Origin of the sequence: Bradyrhizobium sp. CCBAU 53415 (genome assembly GCF_028128735.1) — a bacterium.
Lineage (GTDB): Bacteria > Pseudomonadota > Alphaproteobacteria > Rhizobiales > Xanthobacteraceae > Bradyrhizobium.
Map to the genome: position 1 here is coordinate 924,300 of NZ_LBJF01000027.1, position 18,221 is coordinate 942,520.

The 18,221-nt window shown below is 64.7% G+C and carries 18 protein-coding genes; 13 read left to right on the forward strand and 5 right to left on the reverse strand.

Annotated features, from left to right (window positions below):
* Window positions 1-354: 354 nt before the first annotated feature.
* Window positions 355-1,578 (forward strand): FAD-dependent oxidoreductase, encoded by a 1,224-nt coding sequence (locus XH87_RS32385; protein WP_271590369.1) that lies wholly within the window; start codon window positions 355-357, stop codon window positions 1,576-1,578.
* A 67-nt stretch (window positions 1,579-1,645) separates the two neighbouring features.
* On the opposite strand, the gene XH87_RS32390 is transcribed toward XH87_RS32385, so the two are convergent.
* Both XH87_RS32390 and XH87_RS32395 read right to left on the reverse strand, forming a co-directional pair.
* Window positions 1,646-2,782 carry a GNAT family N-acetyltransferase gene (locus XH87_RS32390; RefSeq protein ID WP_271590370.1) on the reverse strand — a complete coding sequence of 379 codons (1,137 nt, stop codon included), beginning with the start codon at window positions 2,780-2,782 and terminating at the stop codon, window positions 1,646-1,648.
* A 322-nt stretch (window positions 2,783-3,104) separates the two neighbouring features.
* Window positions 3,105-3,344 (reverse strand): hypothetical protein, encoded by a 240-nt coding sequence (locus tag XH87_RS32395; RefSeq protein ID WP_035699280.1) that lies wholly within the window; start codon window positions 3,342-3,344, stop codon window positions 3,105-3,107.
* A 362-nt stretch (window positions 3,345-3,706) separates the two neighbouring features.
* Between XH87_RS32395 and XH87_RS32400 the strand changes: the two genes are divergently transcribed.
* Entirely contained in the window at window positions 3,707-4,702 is a 996-nt protein-coding gene (locus XH87_RS32400; protein WP_271590371.1) for a Bug family tripartite tricarboxylate transporter substrate binding protein, read from the forward strand.
* 6 nt (window positions 4,703-4,708) lie between these two features.
* On the opposite strand, the gene XH87_RS32405 is transcribed toward XH87_RS32400, so the two are convergent.
* Both XH87_RS32405 and XH87_RS32410 read right to left on the reverse strand, forming a co-directional pair.
* Complete coding sequence (locus XH87_RS32405; protein ID WP_271590372.1) at window positions 4,709-4,831, reverse strand: hypothetical protein; 123 nt, start codon at window positions 4,829-4,831, stop codon at window positions 4,709-4,711.
* 90 nt (window positions 4,832-4,921) lie between these two features.
* Window positions 4,922-5,128, reverse strand: a complete 207-nt coding sequence (locus tag XH87_RS32410; protein WP_158670558.1) for a hypothetical protein — start codon at window positions 5,126-5,128, stop codon at window positions 4,922-4,924.
* Window positions 5,129-5,716: 588 nt separating this feature from the next.
* Here XH87_RS32410 and XH87_RS32415 point away from each other — a divergent pair.
* Window positions 5,717-6,928: a c-type cytochrome gene (locus XH87_RS32415; protein WP_271590923.1), complete on the forward strand. Its 1,212-nt coding sequence runs from the start codon at window positions 5,717-5,719 to the stop codon at window positions 6,926-6,928.
* Here XH87_RS32415 and XH87_RS32420 read toward each other — a convergent pair.
* On the reverse strand, window positions 6,925-8,895 hold the full coding sequence (locus XH87_RS32420; protein ID WP_271590373.1) for a 4Fe-4S binding protein: 1,971 nt from the start codon (window positions 8,893-8,895) through the stop codon (window positions 6,925-6,927). The two genes, XH87_RS32415 and XH87_RS32420, sit on opposite strands and share 4 nt — an antisense overlap.
* A 218-nt stretch (window positions 8,896-9,113) precedes the next feature.
* Here XH87_RS32420 and XH87_RS32425 point away from each other — a divergent pair, with 218 nt between their 5' ends.
* The 10 genes from XH87_RS32425 to XH87_RS32470 all read left to right on the forward strand — a co-directional run bounded on the left by XH87_RS32425 (window position 9,114) and on the right by XH87_RS32470 (window position 18,219).
* Complete coding sequence (locus tag XH87_RS32425; protein ID WP_333909209.1) at window positions 9,114-9,800, forward strand: biotin/lipoate--protein ligase family protein; 687 nt, start codon at window positions 9,114-9,116, stop codon at window positions 9,798-9,800.
* On the forward strand, window positions 9,797-10,336 hold the full coding sequence (locus XH87_RS32430; protein WP_271590374.1) for a DUF6505 family protein: 540 nt from the start codon (window positions 9,797-9,799) through the stop codon (window positions 10,334-10,336). The genes XH87_RS32425 and XH87_RS32430 overlap by 4 nt, the downstream gene beginning before the upstream one ends.
* Window positions 10,333-11,340 carry a DUF6352 family protein gene (locus XH87_RS32435; protein WP_271590375.1) on the forward strand — a complete coding sequence of 336 codons (1,008 nt, stop codon included), beginning with the start codon at window positions 10,333-10,335 and terminating at the stop codon, window positions 11,338-11,340. The genes XH87_RS32430 and XH87_RS32435 overlap by 4 nt, the downstream gene beginning before the upstream one ends.
* Window positions 11,337-11,852, forward strand: a complete 516-nt coding sequence (locus tag XH87_RS32440) for a DUF3305 domain-containing protein (protein WP_158670561.1) — start codon at window positions 11,337-11,339, stop codon at window positions 11,850-11,852. The genes XH87_RS32435 and XH87_RS32440 overlap by 4 nt, the downstream gene beginning before the upstream one ends.
* Window positions 11,849-12,460: a DUF3306 domain-containing protein gene (locus XH87_RS32445; protein WP_271590376.1), complete on the forward strand. Its 612-nt coding sequence runs from the start codon at window positions 11,849-11,851 to the stop codon at window positions 12,458-12,460. Before XH87_RS32440 ends, XH87_RS32445 begins: the two co-directional genes overlap by 4 nt.
* Window positions 12,461-12,592: 132 nt before the next feature.
* Window positions 12,593-13,372, forward strand: a complete 780-nt coding sequence (locus tag XH87_RS32450) for a molecular chaperone TorD family protein (protein WP_158670563.1) — start codon at window positions 12,593-12,595, stop codon at window positions 13,370-13,372.
* Between the two features lie 29 nt (window positions 13,373-13,401).
* The gene (locus XH87_RS32455; RefSeq protein WP_035699266.1) at window positions 13,402-13,611 is read left to right on the forward strand and encodes a twin-arginine translocation signal domain-containing protein; all 210 of its coding nucleotides are present in this window, start codon (window positions 13,402-13,404) and stop codon (window positions 13,609-13,611) included.
* Window positions 13,612-13,624: 13 nt separating this feature from the next.
* Window positions 13,625-16,567 carry a formate dehydrogenase subunit alpha gene (locus tag XH87_RS32460; protein WP_271590377.1) on the forward strand — a complete coding sequence of 981 codons (2,943 nt, stop codon included), beginning with the start codon at window positions 13,625-13,627 and terminating at the stop codon, window positions 16,565-16,567.
* A gap of 13 nt (window positions 16,568-16,580) precedes the next feature.
* Complete coding sequence (gene fdh3B, locus XH87_RS32465; RefSeq protein ID WP_027571966.1) at window positions 16,581-17,177, forward strand: formate dehydrogenase FDH3 subunit beta; 597 nt, start codon at window positions 16,581-16,583, stop codon at window positions 17,175-17,177.
* Window positions 17,178-17,217: 40 nt separating this feature from the next.
* On the forward strand, window positions 17,218-18,219 hold the full coding sequence (locus tag XH87_RS32470) for a formate dehydrogenase subunit gamma (RefSeq protein ID WP_271590378.1): 1,002 nt from the start codon (window positions 17,218-17,220) through the stop codon (window positions 18,217-18,219).
* The last annotated feature ends 2 nt before the right edge of the window (window positions 18,220-18,221 follow it).

The following is an 18,221-nucleotide window of genomic DNA, read 5'->3' on the forward strand; positions in this document are numbered from 1 at the left end:
TCGCCGGTCGCCACGATGTTGCGGTTATTCCGGTTGCTTCACTGTGGAACATCGCCGTCTCCATTGTCCCAAATAGTGCAAGGTCCAGCTCGACGGACTGACGGCATGGCGCCGCACCGACGGCCGACGAGGGCGAGATCGGCCGTCTGAGCGCGGAATAGCTCGCAGCGATCGGCCGCCGAGACCGGAATTTGCAGATCATCCCGAGCAAGACGCGTGCCGCGATGGCGGCAGCGAGCCCCGGGCTTCGGGTCATTAACCTCAATCTTCGGAAATGATCGCACTTGGCCCTGCGATGCGACATCAGGCGAGAGAATTGCACCGGAAGCGCCGTTAACCGTGGGAGCTGGAGCCATGACGACGGACAGAACCGTGACCGAGCCAATCGATGGCGGCGAGACCGCGACGATCGCCTCGGACGTCGCCATTGTCGGCGGCGGCCTTGCGGGATCGCTTGCGGCGGCCGTGCTGGCGCGGGCAGGTCATCGCGTTGTTCTCGTCGACAAGCGGGCGGTCCATCCGGACGAGTTCCGGGTCGAAAAGATCGGCGGTCATCAACTGGAGCTGCTCCGCAAGCTGGGCTTCCTCGGCGCGCTCGACCATGTTGCTTGCCGATACGATCGGGTGCTCAACATCCGCGAAGGCAAGGTGGTCGATGTCAGCGTCGGCCAGGCCTACGGATTTCCCTATGCCGATCTCGTCGCCATGGCGCGCAGCCAGATACCAGATCCATCCAACCTGATCGTCGACGAGGTCACGGCGATCAGCAGCAGCGACGACGTCCAGCATCTCGCGCTGGCCTCCGGACGGCGCGTGACGGCGCGCCTCGTTGTTCTCGCCACGGGCATGGCGGGAGTCCTGGGTTACAAGCTCGGCATCAGGCGGCGCGTGCTGGCCGAGCGCCATTCGGTTTCGTTCGGCTTCACGATCGCCCGCAAGGATGGCGCGCCGTTCGATTTCGAGGCGCTAACCTGCTATGGGGAACGTACAGCGGACGGCATCGACTATCTCAGCCTGTTTCCCGTCCGTGCCGGCATGCGGGCCAATCTTTTCATGTTCCGCGATCCGACCGATCCGATCATGCGCGAGTTGCGTCGCGAACCGGAAGCGACAGTCTTGCGCCTGCTGCCGGGATTGCGGGACTACCTCGGCGATTTTCGCGTGACCGACCGGGTCCAGAACTGGGTGATGGATCTGACCGTCGTCGAGGGACATCTCCAGCCCGGCGTCGTGCTCGTCGGCGATGCGTTCCAGACCAATTGTCCCGCCGCCGGCACGGGCGTTGCCCGCCTGCTGGTGGACGTCGATCGTCTTTGCACCGAATACGTGCCGCGGTGGCTCGTGACCGCGGGCATGGGCCGGGACAAGATTTCGCAGTTCTATTCCGATCGCGACAAGATCGCGGCGGACCAGCAGTCGCTGAAGATGGCGCGCTTCCGCCAGGCGCTGACATCCCGCAACGATATCGGCTGGGACGTGCGGCGACGGTTGCACTTCCTGCGCCGCACTCTGACACACCGCGTCGATCAGATGAACCCGGGCTGGCTCGGGCGTGTCCGCGGCGCGTTGCGCGCCTGAAGCACGATGCGATGAGGATGAATCGTCATCGCGCTTCAGGTTGTGCGCCCCCTGCGCCTGCCGCCGGTCAGCGCGTGGGAGTTGGGCTGCGGGCGGGCTGGAGCCTCAGATCCGACAGCCGCTTGGCCGCCAGCTTGAGCCAGGGAGCCTGCTTCAGCGCGAAGAGGGCGATGGCGCCCGCGATGCTGCCGGCTTGCGTGACCGCCCACACCGGCGAAGGCTGCGCGCCGAACAATTTCTTGTATGGCTCGTCGCCAATGGTGAAATCGAGCATCTGATCTTCGCGCTCGATACAATCCCGCGCCACCTGCTCGAACATCAACGCGCCGAGAGACTGGCTCTTGTACCCGGCGATGTCGAAGGCGCTCATGATGATGAGGAAGCTGCCCCGATGGCATAGTCCGAGCACGGCGGCAATCACCTCGCCGTCCATCTTCATGGCGTAGAGGCGGACAAAGGCGCCCAGGCCGCGAAGCGCGACGTCGGAATAGAAGCCGTAATATTCGGGGCGCTGTAGCAGATCGCCGTCGCCCTGTGCGTGAAAGCGCGGGCCACGAAACTTCCTCATCACGTCCAGCGCCTCGAGCACGGTGGCGCTGTCGCCGCAACATGAGAAGCTCAGCGCGCCCTTCTTCTGGAGCTGACGATATTTCTTTGCGAGCTCCTTCTGATAGGAGCGATCCATCGCGCTGGCCCGCCATTGCTCGAACGGCGCGACGAGAACCGTGGCGTAGGCATTGGTGTCCATCGATACGCGGCGGGACGTGGCCAGAAGGTTTTCGATCGGAAGGCGGGCATCGGGCAGCTTGGCCATTCGGAGCAGATCGAAAGGACGGACAAGATGCCGAATCTGCGCGCATGCAGCCGCGTCGTCGAGCAGCTGCGAAAACACTGCCGGGCTGCAAACCGGCGCCAGATAATCGGAAACGCGGAGGTCGGCGAACTCGACCGTTCGTATCGGACCGTGCCGGACCCGGAGCAGGGGCAGCACCATCGCAAGGGCCCCCGTCGCGCGGAAGCGGACCACAACGACCATGGGCGTTGCACCCGCTTCCGGCGCGAGCGTGGTGTAGAGGCTATGCAGCCAGATCGGATGCTGGAATGCAGTGGCGGCCGAGCGGTCAAACAGCTCTGCATATTCCGGAGACAGAAAGTCGAACGACTGCTCGATGACGATGTCGAACGTGGTGCTGTGCTTGTTCATGAGCAATCAAGGAAACCAGGTAATCCGCGAGCGTCGATCGAACCGTAGCTGCGCTTATAGCAGGGTGGTTACGGGTCAGACACCGGCAGCGTGCGATTTGCATTAACGCACTCAACCATGTTCGTATCGTTACCAAATTCTTAACCCCCGGAGACGCATGGGCCTCGCCAACGCAGCCGTGTCTCGCGCAAGTGGCACCGCCGGAGAAGCGAACCTCGTCGGCGACGATGCCGACCGAGCGCCTGAGTGCTGGAGGCTGTTGCCTTCACAATCTCCCGTGGCGGCCCGGCAGGCAGCATCATGTGCGCGCGCGTGCACCTCGTTATCGACGCCAGTGGTGGTTATGAATGGGAGCTGGGCCGAACGCGGCGGCGCCGCCGGGGCGTTCGAGCCCCATTCGTCCCGCCGGGGTCAACGCGCCGCCGTTCAACACGTCGCGATCGGGATACATCGAGGCAAAGGCCGCGGGCTCCTGGTCGGCGAAGGACCAGGCCGCAGAGGCCGATGATATCGTTGCTGTCGAGATCAGCGTTGCGGCGAACAGGATCTTGAATGCAGTCATAGCGGTTCTCCATTGCTTGCGGTGCGGAGAGTCGCTGGAGCGAGGATCGCTGCTCGGCTGGTGGCGTTTCCGGAATTGTCTTCTGTCTCGACTGATATAGGCAGCGTGGTCCACAGACCCCACCGGATATGCATCACACTTGTGAGAAGGCGGACGAGCGTCAGCCATGGCGCACATTCATCAACGAATGTCTGACGCATTCTCGATACGGAATCTGTCACTCATGTCATGATTGAGCGCTCGATCGCACAGCCGGCGCGGTCGTTGCCGTCGGTACGATGCAGGGCGGCGATCGTAGCGCGCGGGTGTTCTGGGTCGCTTGTTCGTGTATGATTGCGAGCCTGGTCCTGAATGCGCAGAAGATGTTGTTCCTCTCACGGCGAGAACTGTTTGACGCTGCGGCGCGCATCACCGCGCTGGCCGCCTGGCCCGGCGGTGCAAACGCCGACGATTATCCCTCCCGCCCCATCAGGCTGGTCATTCCCTATACGGCCGGCGCTGCGGGTGATCAGATCGGCCGCCCCTGGGCCGACAAGATCGCGTCGCTGCTGGGCCCGGTCTATGTCGAGAATATCGGCGGCGCCGGTGGTGCGATCGGGTCCGCAGCGGTGGCGCAGAGCGCGCCGGACGGCTATTCGCTGCTGCTCGGCAATGGCAGCACCCAAGTGATGATTCCGTTGTCCTCGTCGCAGCCTGCCTACGACACGGTTCGCGATTTCCGCGCCATGTATCGGCTGATCACAAGCACGCTCGCATTCGCGGTTCATCCGTCCTCGCCGGTGAAGGACCTGCGCGAGCTGGCAGCTTTTGCGAAGGCGAATCCGGGCGGGCTTTCCTATGGCACTCCGGGTGTCGGCACCGGCAATCATCTCGTCGGAGAGATGTTCAGGCAGCAATCGGGGCTTGCGGCGGACTTGGTCCACGTCCCCTATCGGGGCATGGGGCCCGCTACCAACGACCTCGTCAGTGGCCAGATCAACTCGGTCATCGCGGTGGTATCGAGCCAGCTCCTGCAATTGCACTTTGCGGGCAAGCTGCGGCTGATCGCCGTGACGAGCGAACGGCGGTTGAGCGGCGCGCCGGACGTTCCGACGGTCATCGAATCCGGCATGCCCGGCCTCAAATATGCCGGCTGGTTTGGCTTGTTTGCCCCAAGAGCGACCCCGGACGCGATCGTGGAGCGGATCGCCGCGGCGACCCGCACGGCGATGGCTGATCCTCAGTTGCAGGAAAGCTATCGTTCGCAGGGTCTGGAGCCGGACATCGATTCGGGCCCCGACAAATTTCAGCGCCTGGTCGAGAGCGAACTCGCCCGCATGGCTCCCATCGTCAAGTCGATCGGACTCAAGCGCGACTGAGCGTTCTCAGAGACGCACCGCGGTCGTGGCGAACGCCTGGGCGACGGGCTCCTGGATTCGATCCAGGATCTCCATCCCCGCAATCGCGATCACCAGGGCCGCGACGCAGCCGAGCAAAAAAGCCCTCATCCTCAGCCTCCCTCGATTGGACCAGCAAGCCATCTATACGACACGGCTTGTCGCGAGCAAGCTCGTTGATCGCTCCAGCCATCCGCGGTCCTATGGGCTCTTGAACACGGGATCGGCGGAAAACGCATCACCCATCAAGCCAAGGGACCGAAGCTCGGCGCTGTTCAAATCGACTTCCAGGATTGCGAGCAGCAGCGCAAGCACGATGGCAACGAGGAAGAGGAAAGGCGAGGCTTCTCGCGCGGCGGGATCTTGCAGGCCATCGAGGGCACGAAGAACGCGCAGCCGCGCAATCATCCGCAGAATTGGCCCCGTTCGCTCCCGCATTCGGTCGTCCTTGACGTGAGCAGCCGGAGTCTAGTGTGCGGCCGATCGGCATTCAAGCTGCGAATGTGCGGGTTGGCTGTTGCGGTGCACGCTTCGGAACGGAAGGAGCCCTTGCAAGTTGAGTGAGCATCGGAGGACCTTGCGTGAAACTACAGAGAGCGATCTTGTGCTTCGCGGCACTTTGCCTTGTTGAGAGCGCCTTGGCCCAGCCCGCGCAAACCAACTCATCGGCGACGCAAACCCCTCCCGAAGAGAAGGGCCAAGCACAGCCGCAAGGCTGGACGGGTCCGATCAATACGGGTTCGGGTGGCGCGCCGGCCGAAAGTCCCCAAGGCCAGAGTCCGCCTGGAATGCAGGCCGCGCCCGAAGGATCGTCCAAAACCACGACGGCACCGGACAAGTAGGCCGGTCCCGGATATTCATTTCGATTGCCTCTTCTGGCAATCTTGGGAACGTGAATGCCAGCAGGGCCGGCCAGGAATGAACAGATCACCTTTGTGCACGAAGGTGGCCGTAGTGCTGTGGGCCATCTTTGCCGCATCATCCGCGCACGCCGACATGGTCGGGCATGGTGGCCCGATACGGGCTCTTGCCGTGTCCCCGGACGGGAGCGACCTTCTCTCCGGCAGCTTCGACACGACGGTCATCCGCTGGTCGCTCAAGACGGACACCGCAGAGCAAGTGCTCCGGTATCATGCTGATGGCGTCAATGCCGTCGCGTTTCTGAAGGACGGTCGCATGATCACGGCCGGCGCCGACGCACGAATTGCGGTGTGGACGGCGGGCCGGCTGGAGCCGGACCGGGTGCTGGAGGGACATGTCGCTCCGATCGTGGCGCTTGCCGTGTCGCCTGATGGGACGCTGCTCGCATCGGCTTCATGGGACAGGACGGTACGGCTCTGGTCGTTGTCGGACGGCACGTCGCGCGTGTTCGAAGGTCATACGCAGAACGTCAACGGCGTCGCCTTCGTGCCGGACGGCAGACTTGTCAGCGTCGGCTACGATCTTGCGCTGCGCATCTGGCGCTTGTCGGATGGCCAGGCTGAAATCGTGACATTGCCGGCGCCGCTGAACGCCGTGGCCGTGGCGCCGGATGGTGAAATCGTCACAGGCGCGGTCGATGGCAAGCTGCGCATGCTGGCCGCGGATGGCAAGGTCAGCGGCGAGGTCGCCGCCAGCCCGACACCGGTGGTAGCCTTGACGATCTCGCCGGACGGCGCGCTGATCGCTGCGGCCAGCATCGGCGGAACAGTGGCGATCATCGATCGCAAGTCGCGCAACCTGCTGCGCACGCTGGTTGGGCCCGGGATGCCGGTGTGGTCGATCGCCTTCCTTCCAGATCGCGAGACACTGATGACGGGTGGTGCGGACGGCAGGATCAGGCGCTGGAATGCGCGCACCGGCGATCCCGTCGGCTCAGGTCTGGTCGGCACACCGGCCGATCCGCTCGCCGCCTATGCCGGCGATCATGGCGCCGATGTATTTCGGGCGTGCGTTGCCTGTCACACGCTGTCGGACAAGGAGGTGCAGCGTGCGGGTCCGACACTTGCGGGACTATACGGCCGCAAGATCGCTTCGCTGCCGGGCTATCGCTTCTCCGACGCGCTGAAGACGATGGACATCGTCTGGACGCCCGAGACGGTCGCAAGACTGTTCGAAATTGGGCCGAATGCCTACACCCCCGGCACCAAGATGCCGGAGCAGCGCATCGGCTCGGCCGAGGACCGCCGCGCGCTCACCGAGTTCCTCCGCCGCGCGACGTCGCGCTAGTCCTTGCCGTCGCGCGGCCGCAGATAGTCATCCGTCGTCCGCGGCGGCGTCCGTTCCGGAACGCCCTTGAACGGATCGAATTGCTGTTCGCTCATGACGACGACGCGGCAGTCGGCGCACATCCTGAGGGCCTCGATCCGCTTGTCGCCGGCCGGATACATCCAGTGCCGGCCTTCGAGCTTGGCTGCGATGCGGTCGATCGTGCTCTTGACGCCGAACGGCGTGCCGCAGCGGATGCAGAGTGCGGGCTCCTCCTCCTTGACGATCGCGGCGGGAGCGCGCGCCGCGCGGAAATCGATCTGCGGCTTGAGGCTGATGACCTTTTCCGGACAGGTGCTCTGGCACAGGCCGCATTGCACGCAGGCATCCTCGATGAATTTCAGCACCGGCCGCTCGGGATCGTCGCGCAGCGCGCCGGTCGGGCAGGCCGAGACGCAGGACAGGCACAGCGTGCAGCCGTTGGTGTCGACGGTGATTGCGCCGACCGGCGCACCCTCGGGCAGGGCGATCACGTCGACCGGTTGCGGCGCCAGACGATGCAACTCGCTCAGGGCGAACCGCAAGAGGTCGCGCCGCTTGCCGACGGTCTTGAAGGTTGCGGGCGTCGCGACCGCCGCGAGCGTCCCGATGTCAGTCAAATGCCCACCGAGCGCATCGGGATCGTCCGTTTCGATGGTGGCGAGGCGACGGCCTGCAAATCCGAGGCCGCCGAGGATCGCTTCGGCCATTGCGATCGTCTGCGACAGTCCGGTCACATCGTGGCGCGGCCTGGCGCGGAGCAGGAAGCGCACAGCGGATACGCCGTAGGCGAAGGCGCCGACGATCGCTTCCAGCCCCACCTGCGTAAGCTCGTTGACGGCAAAGGGAAGCACGTTCGCCGGCAGGCCGTCGCCATGCCGCGCGAGGGCCTCGATCAGAGGCGTGCCGTGCGGGCTGTCATGAAAGAGCAGCACGGCATTCACGCCGCCGGCCTCGCGGTAGGCGAGCAGCATGGCGCGAATTCTCCGGAGCTGCGCATCGGCGGGCGGCAGCGCGTAGGATACGGCGCCGGTCGGGCAGGCAGCCGCGCATTGGCCGCAGCCCGCGCAGATGTTCGGATCGATTGCGACATGATCGCCGTCAGGCGTGATCGCCCCGCTCGGGCAGAGATCGAGGCAGCGATGGCAGCCCGTGCGCTTCGATCGCGAATGGGCGCAAAGAGCGGGCGCAAGTTCGACATATTTCGGCTTGTCGAAGCTGCCGACGAGATCGCGCGCGGTCAGCACGGCGCGCAGCACCGCAGCGGGTTCTTTCGTGTCGGCGCGAAGGTAGCCGTCGCGCAGGTCGTGGGCGGGAAACAGCGGCATATCGCCGGAAAGATCGAGCACGATGTCGCAGCGCGACGTCACTCCGCTTCGCGGCGGGTCCAGCACGAAGCGATCGCGCGAAGAGGGGCGGGGACGCGCATAGTCGTCGATTGCAAGCTCGAACGCGCCGAAATGTCCCGTCGCGGAGCGGATCGTACCCTTCACGACCGGGAAGACCGTTGCAACTGGCGACACCGTGTCATCGAGCTGTTTCAGCATCACCGTGACGTCGAGGTGATCGGCAAGCAGGCGGCCGGCCTCGATCGCGGCCTCGTCGCGCCCGTAGATCAGGATCACGCCCTCGCTCGACAGGGTGACGAGCGGATAGTCCGGGGCGGGGATGGAGGCGGATGCGAGCAGGGCAGCCATTTTTGCGCCAGCGTGCGCGCCGTCGCGCGACCAGCCGGCCGTTTCGCGGATGTTGACGAAGCTGATCGCGTCGGCCCGTTCGCCGGCCTCGTCCGAAAACTGCGCTGACTGCTGCGTGCATGCGACCGTTAGCGCGCCTCCCGCTGCGGCGGCCTTGCGGAAATGATCGAGCTCCGGACCGCAGAGATGGCGAAAGCTTTTGATCTCGCAGGTGGGACATCCACGCTGGATCACGGCCGTGTCGAGACGCATCGTGTCTTCGCACGAGCAGATCAGGACGGTCTTCGCTGGCTGCTCCAGGTTAACGTCTCCGCCATTCGGACGCCGACGACGGACTCGCGCCGGCCCTTCGCCTCGTATAGACATTATCCATCGGGAAGAAAAGGAAAGCGGAGGACGACCTGCCTTCGACCCCAGCGAGCCAAGTTTCCCTGGCGGAACCGATTCAGCTGCCGCCGCCGTTCACATTGGTGCGGTTGCGCGAGAGTGGCGACGCTTTTGCCCATGCATGCCGCATTGCACCGGAAAGCGGCGCCGGAACGCTTGTCCATGTCGGCCGCTTTGACCTTGCCGAGTTCGCCGTGGTGCTCGAGCCGACAGAGCCGCTGCGCAGCGCGCGGCGCGCGTTCTACGCAGGCATGGTCGCGCTCACCGATGCGCTTCGCGCCTATGCGCCGCCGAGCAAGCCGATCACGATCGGCTGGCCGGATGCGGTCAGGATCGACGGGGGGCTGGTCGGCGGCGGACGGATGGGGTGGCCTTTTGCCGCTGACGAGGATGAGCCGCCGCCCTGGCTGGTATTCGGGGCCATGATCCGGACGGTTGCCATGAACGATGACGATCCAGGCGTTCACCCGCTGGCCTCGGCGCTCGATCAGGAAGGCTTCGGCGAGGCTGGCGCGGCGCAGATCACGGAAAGTTTTGCCCGGCACCTGATGCTGACGCTGGATGGCTGGCGGGTCGACGGCTTTGACGGCGTCGCGCGTGATTATCTTACGCGGGTGCCGCGTGAGAGGCAGACGGTTCAGCGCATCGACGATTGCGGCGATGTCCTGACGCGCCGCATCGGGACGGATACGATCGAACGGGGCGATCTCGTCCAGGCGCTCGCGACGCCGTCCTGGCTCGATCCGGCCCACGGAGGACCGCGCCTGTGAAGCTGCTGCGGACCATCGCACTCGATCCCTCCGACACCTTCGTGTTCGATTTGGCGGCAGAGCCGGGCGAATGGGCCGTCTCCGGCGCTTTCCGCTTCTGGGATTGCGACGGCGCGAAGCTCGAGGGCCAGGCGCGCGCGGCGTTTCGCGGCGGTTTCCTCGGGGTGCAATCCTGGGGCTGGTCGACGCTGGCGCAGATCGTTCCGGCGACCGAGGACGACTGCCGCAGCCTGGTCGATCTCCTTGCCAGGCAACTCGTCGATCGCTTCGGCGCCCCGGGCATGGCGGCAGCGAAGATCGCCGCGGAAGAGGAGGTGGCCTTCGCGCGGTCGCTGTGCAGTCATCCCGTCAGCTCGCTTATTGCGGTGCACCGCACCTCGAGCTGCGGCGAGGTCCGTGAGTCCTTCCGCCGGCTGCAACTCCGGCAGGGGCAGGGGCACAGCAAGGCGTTCTCGTTCATGGAAATGGAGGACGACGTCCAGCCTGACGGCGATCTCAGGCTTGCGGATCTGGGCCGGGGGCCGACCGTCAGATGAACGATTTCTGGATCGCCTGTGGTCATCATCTGCTCGATCGCGACGAGGGCGGTGGGCTCCGTGTCACAGAGGAATTCCTCAAGGCCTATTTCGCCCGTCCCGAGCTGATGCCGCCGGACGACGCGTGCCCGATCGAGCGCCGGCTGCACCGCGACTTGCTTGCCGACCCGCGCCAAGCGATCGGTGCCGGCGAAATCGCCGGGATCGTCGATGCCGATGCCCGGGAGAATTGGCAGCTCGTGCTGACGTTTCGCGATCTTCTGTTGCGGCATCCGACGCTCGAAGCCGCCTATCTCGCATCGGTGCGTTCAGGCGCGAGCGATTTGCCGCCGCTGTTCGTCAATCAGCTCGTGCACGTCATCCTGCGGAACGCGCTCGATGGCTGCGACGATCCATTCGTGCTGCGCGCGGCCGAATTGTTCTTCCGAACCCAGCGCATCCTGCCGCATGAGCACGCCCTGCTGCTCGGCGACGAGGAGATCGTCGGTGGCCGGAGCCCGACCCCGGTGCTCTCTCTGATGTCGATGCTGGGTGCCGCCACCGATGCGGTGGTGGAGGTGTTGAGCGAGGAGAATGCCGAGGCCTATTGGCAGCGCAGCGACCAGTTTGACATGGCCTTCGACCTCACGGCCGGCGGCCGCGGGCCGGCTGCGCTGGCGCAGGCGATGACGCGCTGGGTCTCCCATCTGCTCGGCATCGACGTCGTGATCGAGCCGCTGCGCGCGCTGCACGAGGCAAGGCTCACCTGGTATGTCGGGCTCGATGCTGGCGCCACGAGGCTCGGCGACCGTCTGTGGCACGGTGAAGAACTTGGCGAGCGCGACGCCGACCGCGTGCTCGCGCTGTTCCAGCTGACATTCGCGGATTCAAGCCGGGCCCTCGACGATGTCGGGGCTGAACCGGTTCACCTGATCCTGTCGATGACGGCGGATCAGAAGCTCCGGATGAAGCCGCAAAATCTGCTGACCGGCCTGCCGGTGAAACGCCTGGAGATGGCGACATGAGCCCTGCGGCGTTGCCCTCCCTCTCGATCGCCGTCGGCGTCGTGGTCGAGCGGCGAAAGGCTGACTCGCCGTGGGTCGATTTCATCTGGCGCGGAATTGCCGTCCTGCCGGACGAGCCGGTGACACAGCCCTGGACCGTGCTTCGCGAGCAGGACGGCACGACCCTGTTCTATGCCGGAAGCGCGACCGTCGATCTCTATCCGTCCGAGACGGCGCGCTATCGCGACAATCTCGCCTCCGGCAGTCCGAGCATCTGGACTGTGCTGTCGCCCTCGGACGGCGCCTGGCCCTATGCCGTCACCGCGGTGACCGCCGACCCCGCCGAGGGTGAAGGCTTTACCGAAGCCGCCGACAATCTCGTCGAGGCCGTGCCGATGCCGGAGGTGCTGCGCGAAGCGATTGAAAGCTTCGTTGCCGAGCACCATGTCGAGCGGGAGTTCGTCAAGCGCAAGCGGCGCCGTGCCGACCCGGAGGCGCTGGCACGGCGCGAACATGAAGGCGGACAGGAATGAGTGAGGAGGAATTCCTTGCACGTTGGTCCCGCCGCAAGCGTGAAGCGCGAGCGGAGCCGACCAAGCCTGTCGCGGCGCAGCACACGCCGGCGTCCGAGGCCGGGGACGACGAGACTGAGTTCGATCTCTCGAGTCTGCCGTCGATCGACGAGATCAATGCTGCGACCGACATCACGGCCTTCCTCAGCAAGAATATTCCCCGGGAGTTGAGCCGTGCGGCGCTTCGCCGCGCCTGGGCGACCGATCCCGCCATTCGCGATTTCGTCGGGCTTGCGGAGAATGCATGGGACTTCAACGACCCGACTGCGATGCCGGGTTTTGGACCACTGGATTGCTCGTCGGAGGAACTCGCCGCGCTGGCCGATCGCATTGTCGGTGGCGTGCGCGAGGTGGCGCAGTCTCTCCCCGAGGCGTCGATCGAAACAGCGGATTCCTCGGCGGAATCGCAGCAAGCCGATGCGACCGTGGTTTCCAATGTCGTTGAGCCGTCGGACAAGGCGGAACGCCAGGCAATCCCTGCTGCAGTGCAGCCGAGGGCAGCTGACAGATCTGCGGAATCTGCCGAGCCCGTCGGGCCCCGTACGCACGGTGGTGCGCTGCCGCGCTGAGCGGCACCGACCAAAGGCTATAGGCCCAGGCTATGGCAGGCGATTGACGGTCCGTGGAACCGGGGTTACGCTGTCTACTGCTTTGTAACAAAAGCGATAATCAAGCAGACGGGACTCGGATGGGAGGTCCACGTGCGTGATGACGGGCTTGATCGTGCGATCGATGCCGCAGGCGGCATTGCTCAGCTTGCGCGCAAAATAGGCATCAGCCAGCCCTCCGTCTCGAACTGGACCCGCGTGCCCGCACAACGGGTGGTTGCAGTCGAAACCGCGACCGGCGTCTCCCGGAGCGATCTGCGGCCCGATCTCTACAGTGAGCGAGCCGTCCCAGCGGAGTTCGTCGATCCCGTCGATGCCGCGCGCGCGCAGGAATATGCGCTGCTGGCAACGTTGCTGTCCGCGCCGCCGTCGAAACGATTGCTCGAGCAGCTTGCGGCATTGACTGGCGATGCGACGCCGCTCGGCCGCGCGCATGCGGCGCTGGCCGACGCCGCCGCGAACGCTGTCGCGGCGAAAGTCGAGCGCGAGTATTTCGATCTGTTCGTCGGGCTCGGCCGCGGCGAATTGCTGCCTTACGCCTCCTACTATCTCACGGGCTTTCTCAACGAACGGCCCTTGTCGCGCCTGCGCGCGGACCTGACGACGCTCGGCATCGAGCGGGTCGCCAACAATTCCGAACCCGAGGATCACGCCGCCATCCTGTGCGAGATCATGTCGGGCCTTGCCGATGGCCGCTTCGATGCCTCGCCGGCGGCGCAGCGCGGCTTCTTCGAAAAGCACGTGTCGCCCTGGATGGGGCGGCTGTTCGCCGACATCGAGAGCGCGGGCAACGCTCGATTCTATCCGGCGGTCGGTGCGCTCGGTCGCGCCTTCATCGAGATAGAGACGGAAGCATTCACGTTCGCCAACTGACCGAGGCGCCTCGGTCCGGGAGAGATGCGATGAGTGACGAGACGAAAGCAAAGGTCGGACGCCGCGATTTCCTTCGCAAGGTCGGCTTGGGCACGGCCGGTGTCGGCGCGACGCTTGCGACACCGTTGGTCGGGTCCGCGCAGGCGGACAGCGAAAGCAACGATGAGAAGCGCAAGGCGCGCTACAAGGAATCCGATCACGTGAAGGCATATTACCGCGTCAATCGTTATCCGGCCTGAGAGGGAGGCTGCCGTGCTTATCAAGCGAACACACCAGCGTTCCGATCGCCGAGGCTCCGTCGCCGAATCCCTTGCGGGCCAGGGCGGGGGACTTGATCGCCGCACATTCCTGCGCAGGTCCGGTCTGGCCGGCGGCGCTCTCGCCGCGCTGGGCACCATGCCGGCCGTCAGCGTGCGCAAGGCGGAAGCGGCCGCTGCCGGCCCGCTCGCCGCTGGCGCCATCGTCAAGAAGAGCATCTGCACGCATTGTGCCGTGGGCTGCACCGTGACGGCGGAAGTGCTCAATGGCGTCTGGATCGGGCAGGAGCCGAGCTGGGATTCGCCGATCAACCGCGGCTCACATTGCGCCAAGGGTGCTTCGGTGCGCGAGCTCGTGCACAGCGATCGCCGTCTGCGCTATCCGATGAAGCTGGTGAACGGGCAGTGGACGCGGGTGTCGTGGGACACGGCGGTGAACGAGATCGGCGACAAGCTGCTCCAGGTTCGCGAGAAGTCGGGCAGCGATTCCGTCTATTGGCTGGGCTCGGCCAAGATGACCAACGAAGGCTCCTACCTGTTCCGCAAGTTCGGCGCGTTCTGGGGCACCAACAACACCGACCATCAGGCCCGGATCTGCCACTCCACCACCGTCACCGGCGTCGCCAACACCTGGGGCTATGGCGCGATGACGAACAGCATCAACGACATGCGCAACTCCAAGACGATGCTGTTCATCGGCAGCAACGCCGCGGAAGCGCATCCCGTCAGCATGCAGCACCTCCTCGAATCCAAGGAGCTCAACAAGGCGAACTTCATCGTTTTCGATCCGCGCCTGACCCGCACCGCGGCGCACGCCACCGACTATGTCCGGATCCGTCCGGGCACCGATATCCCCGTGCTCTACGGCATGATGTGGCACATCCTGAAGAACGGCTGGGAGGACAAGGAGTTCATCGCCCAGCGCGTCTACGGCTTCGACGACCTGCGAAAGGAAGTCGAGAAATGGAATCCCCAAGAGGTCGAGCGCGTCACGGGCGTGCCCGCCGCGCAGCTCGAACGCGTTGCCAAGATGTTCGCGACGGCCAAGCCCGCGACCATCATCTGGTGCATGGGGCAGACCCAGCACACGGTCGGCACCGCCAACGTGCGCGCGAGCTGCATCGCGCTGCTGATGACCGGCAACGTCGGCAGGGCCGGCGCCGGCGCCAACATCCTGCGCGGCCATGACAACGTGCAGGGCGCGACCGACGTCGGCCTCGATATCGTGACGCTGCCGTTCTACTACGGCCTCGCCGAAGGCGCGTGGAAGCACTGGTCCCGGGTCTGGGAGGTCGATTACGATTACCTCGTCTCCCGCTTCGACGAGAAGAAGCTGATGGAGACGCCAGGCATCCCGCTGACGCGGTGGTTCGATGCTGCGCTGTTGCCGAAGGCCGACGTCGCACAGAAGGACAACGTCAAGGCGGTATTCGTGCAAGGCCACGCCAGCAACAGCATCACCCGCATTCCGGAGTCGATGAAGGGCCTGAAGGCGCTGGAACTGCTGGTGATCGCCGATCCACACCCGACCACCTGGGCATCCCTGGCGGTCGAGGCGGGACGCAAGGACGGCGTCTATATCCTGCCCGTGGCCACGCAGTTCGAATGCACGGGATCGCGCGTCGCCTCCAATCGCTCGATGCAGTGGGGCGAGCAGATCGTCAAGCCGATCTTCGAATCCAAGGACGACCTCGAGGTCATCTATCTGATGGCGAAGAAGTTCGGCTTCGCCGACAAGATGTTCAAGAACATCAAGGTCGAGAACAATCTTCCGGTCGCCGAGGACGTGCTGCGCGAGATCAACCGCGGAAGCTGGTCGACCGGATACTGCGGGCAGTCGCCGGAGCGCATCAAGGCGCATATGAAGAACCAGCATAAGTTCGACCTGGTGACGATGCGCGCGCCCAAGGACGATCCGGAAGTCGGCGGCGACTATTACGGCCTGCCGTGGCCGTGCTGGGGCTCGCCCGAAGTGAAGCACCCCGGCTCGCCGCTGCTCTACAACAACAATCTGCACGTGATGGACGGCGGCGGCACATTCCGTCCACGCTTCGGCATCGAACGCGAGGAGAAGCTGCCGGACGGCACGACGCGGAAGGTGAGCCTGCTTGCCGACAAATCTTTCTCCAAGGGCTCGGAGATCGAGGACGGCTATCCCGAGTTCACGCTGGCAAGCCTGAAGAAGCTCGGCTGGGACCAGGATCTCACCGAGGCTGAAATGGCGACGATCCAGCGGGTCAACCCGGCCAATCCGGATGCAGTGTCCTGGGCGCTCGACCTCTCCGGCGGCATCCAGCGCGTAGCGCTGAAGCATGGCTGCGTGCCCTTCGGCAACGGCAAGGCGCGCATGAATGCGTTCGGCCTGCCGGATCCGATTCCGGTGCATCGCGAGCCGATCTACACGCCGCGCGTCGATCTCGTTGCGAAATATCCGACCTTGCCCGATGCCAGGCAGTTCCGCCTGCCCAATATCGGCTTCTCGGTGCAGAAGGCGGCGGTGGAGAAGGGAATCGCAAAGCAGTTTCCGCTGATCCTTTCCTCGGGGCGCCTCGTCGAATACGAAGGTGGCGGCGAGGAGACCCGCACCAATCCATGGCTCGCCGAATTGCAGCAGGACATGTTCATCGAGATCAGCCCGGCTGATGCCGCCGATCGCGGCATCAAGGACGGCGGCTGGGTGTGGGTGAGCGGTGCCGAGAACAATTCGCGCGCCAGGATGAAGGCTCTGGTGACCGAACGCGTCGGCAAGGGCGTTGCCTGGATGCCGTTCCATTTCGGCGGCTGGTTCGGCGGTGCGGACCTGCGCAAGAACTATCCCGCCGGCACCGATCCGATCGTGCTGGGCGAGAGCGCCAACACGATCACGAGCTACGGCTACGATCCTGCAACCGGCATGCAGGAGCCGAAGGTCACGCTTTGTCAGATCGTCGCAGCCTGAGAGGAGCACGCACATGGCTCGGATGAAATTTCTCTGCGACGCTGATCGTTGCATCGAGTGCAACGCTTGCGTCACCGCCTGCAAGAACGAGCATGAGGTGCCCTGGGGCATCAACCGGCGCCGCGTCGTCACCATCAACGACGGCAAGCCGGGCGAGCGCTCGATCTCGATGGCCTGCATGCATTGCACGGACGCGCCTTGTGCGGCGGTGTGCCCGGTGAACTGCTTCTACACCACCGCGGATGCTGTGGTGCTGCACTCCAAGGACCTCTGCATCGGTTGCGGCTATTGCTTCTACGCCTGCCCGTTCGGCGCGCCGCAATATCCGAAGGTCGGGAACTTCGGTTCGCGCGGCAAGATGGACAAATGCACCTATTGCGCCGGTGGCCCGGAGGCCGACGGCAGCAAGGAGGAATACGAGAAATACGGCGCGAACCGGCTGGCCGAAGGCAAGCTGCCGCTGTGTGCCGAAATGTGCTCGACCAAGTCGTTGCTTGCGGGCGACGGCGAGATCATTGCGCAGATCTACAAGGAGCGCGTCATGAAGCGCGGCTATGGCTCGGGCGCATGGGGCTGGAAGACCGCATATCGCGAGACAATCGAGTCCTGACGTGGGCAGCCGAAGGGCGCGCAATACCGGGGAGGACGTGATGGCATCGTTTGGAAGGTTCATTCGTCTGGCGTTCGGCGCCTGGGCGCTGCTTCTTTTGGTGACGGCGGTGCCCGCGAGCGCTCAACAGGTCAATCCGACCGCGAGCTCGGTCAAGGAGCAGCAGCTCCTGCAGGAGCTCAACCGGATTCAGGGCCGCGTCAGCATTCCCGATCAACGCTCCGGCGTTCTCGAGCAGCCGCAGGGACGCGAGTGGCGGGAGTTCCGCAATGTGACGCTGCGATGGATCGGCGGCATCGCCATCCTCGGCATGATCGTAGCCATCGTGATCTTCTATCTTACTGTCGGAATGGTGCGTCTCGAAGCCGGACGGTCGGGCCGGACCATCGTGCGCTTCAACGGATTCGAGCGGTTCGTTCACTGGATGACGGCAAGCTGCTTCATCGTCCTGGCCATTTCCGGGCTGAACATCACGTTCGGTCGGCCATTGCTGTTGCCGCTGATCGGCTTCGAGGCTTTCTCGGAATGGTCGCAATGGGCCAAGTTCGCTCACAACTATCTGAGCTTCCCGTTCACCATCGGCGTCGTCCTGATCTTCCTGATGTGGATCGGCGGCAATATCCCGAGCAAGGTGGATATCGAATGGGCGAAGCGCGGCGGCGGTCTGATCGGCCATGACCATCCGCCGGCCTACCGCTTCAACGGCGGCCAGAAAATGATCTACTGGATCGTCGTGATCGGCGGCGGGCTCGTCGCAGCATCCGGCTATGCGCTGATGTTCCCGTTCTACGGCACGGGCATCGAGGGCATGCAGATGGCGCAGATCGTCCACTCGATCGTGGCGGTCCTGTTCGTCGCGGCGATGATCGCGCACATCTATATCGGCACCATCGGGATGGAAGGTGCGTTCGAGGCCATGGGCTCGGGCGAAGTCGACGTCAACTGGGCCCGCGAGCACCATAGCCTCTGGCTCGACGAGCAGAAGGCGCGAACCGGACCGAACGACGGACAACCGCGACCCGCAACCGCGGCGGCCGAATAGGG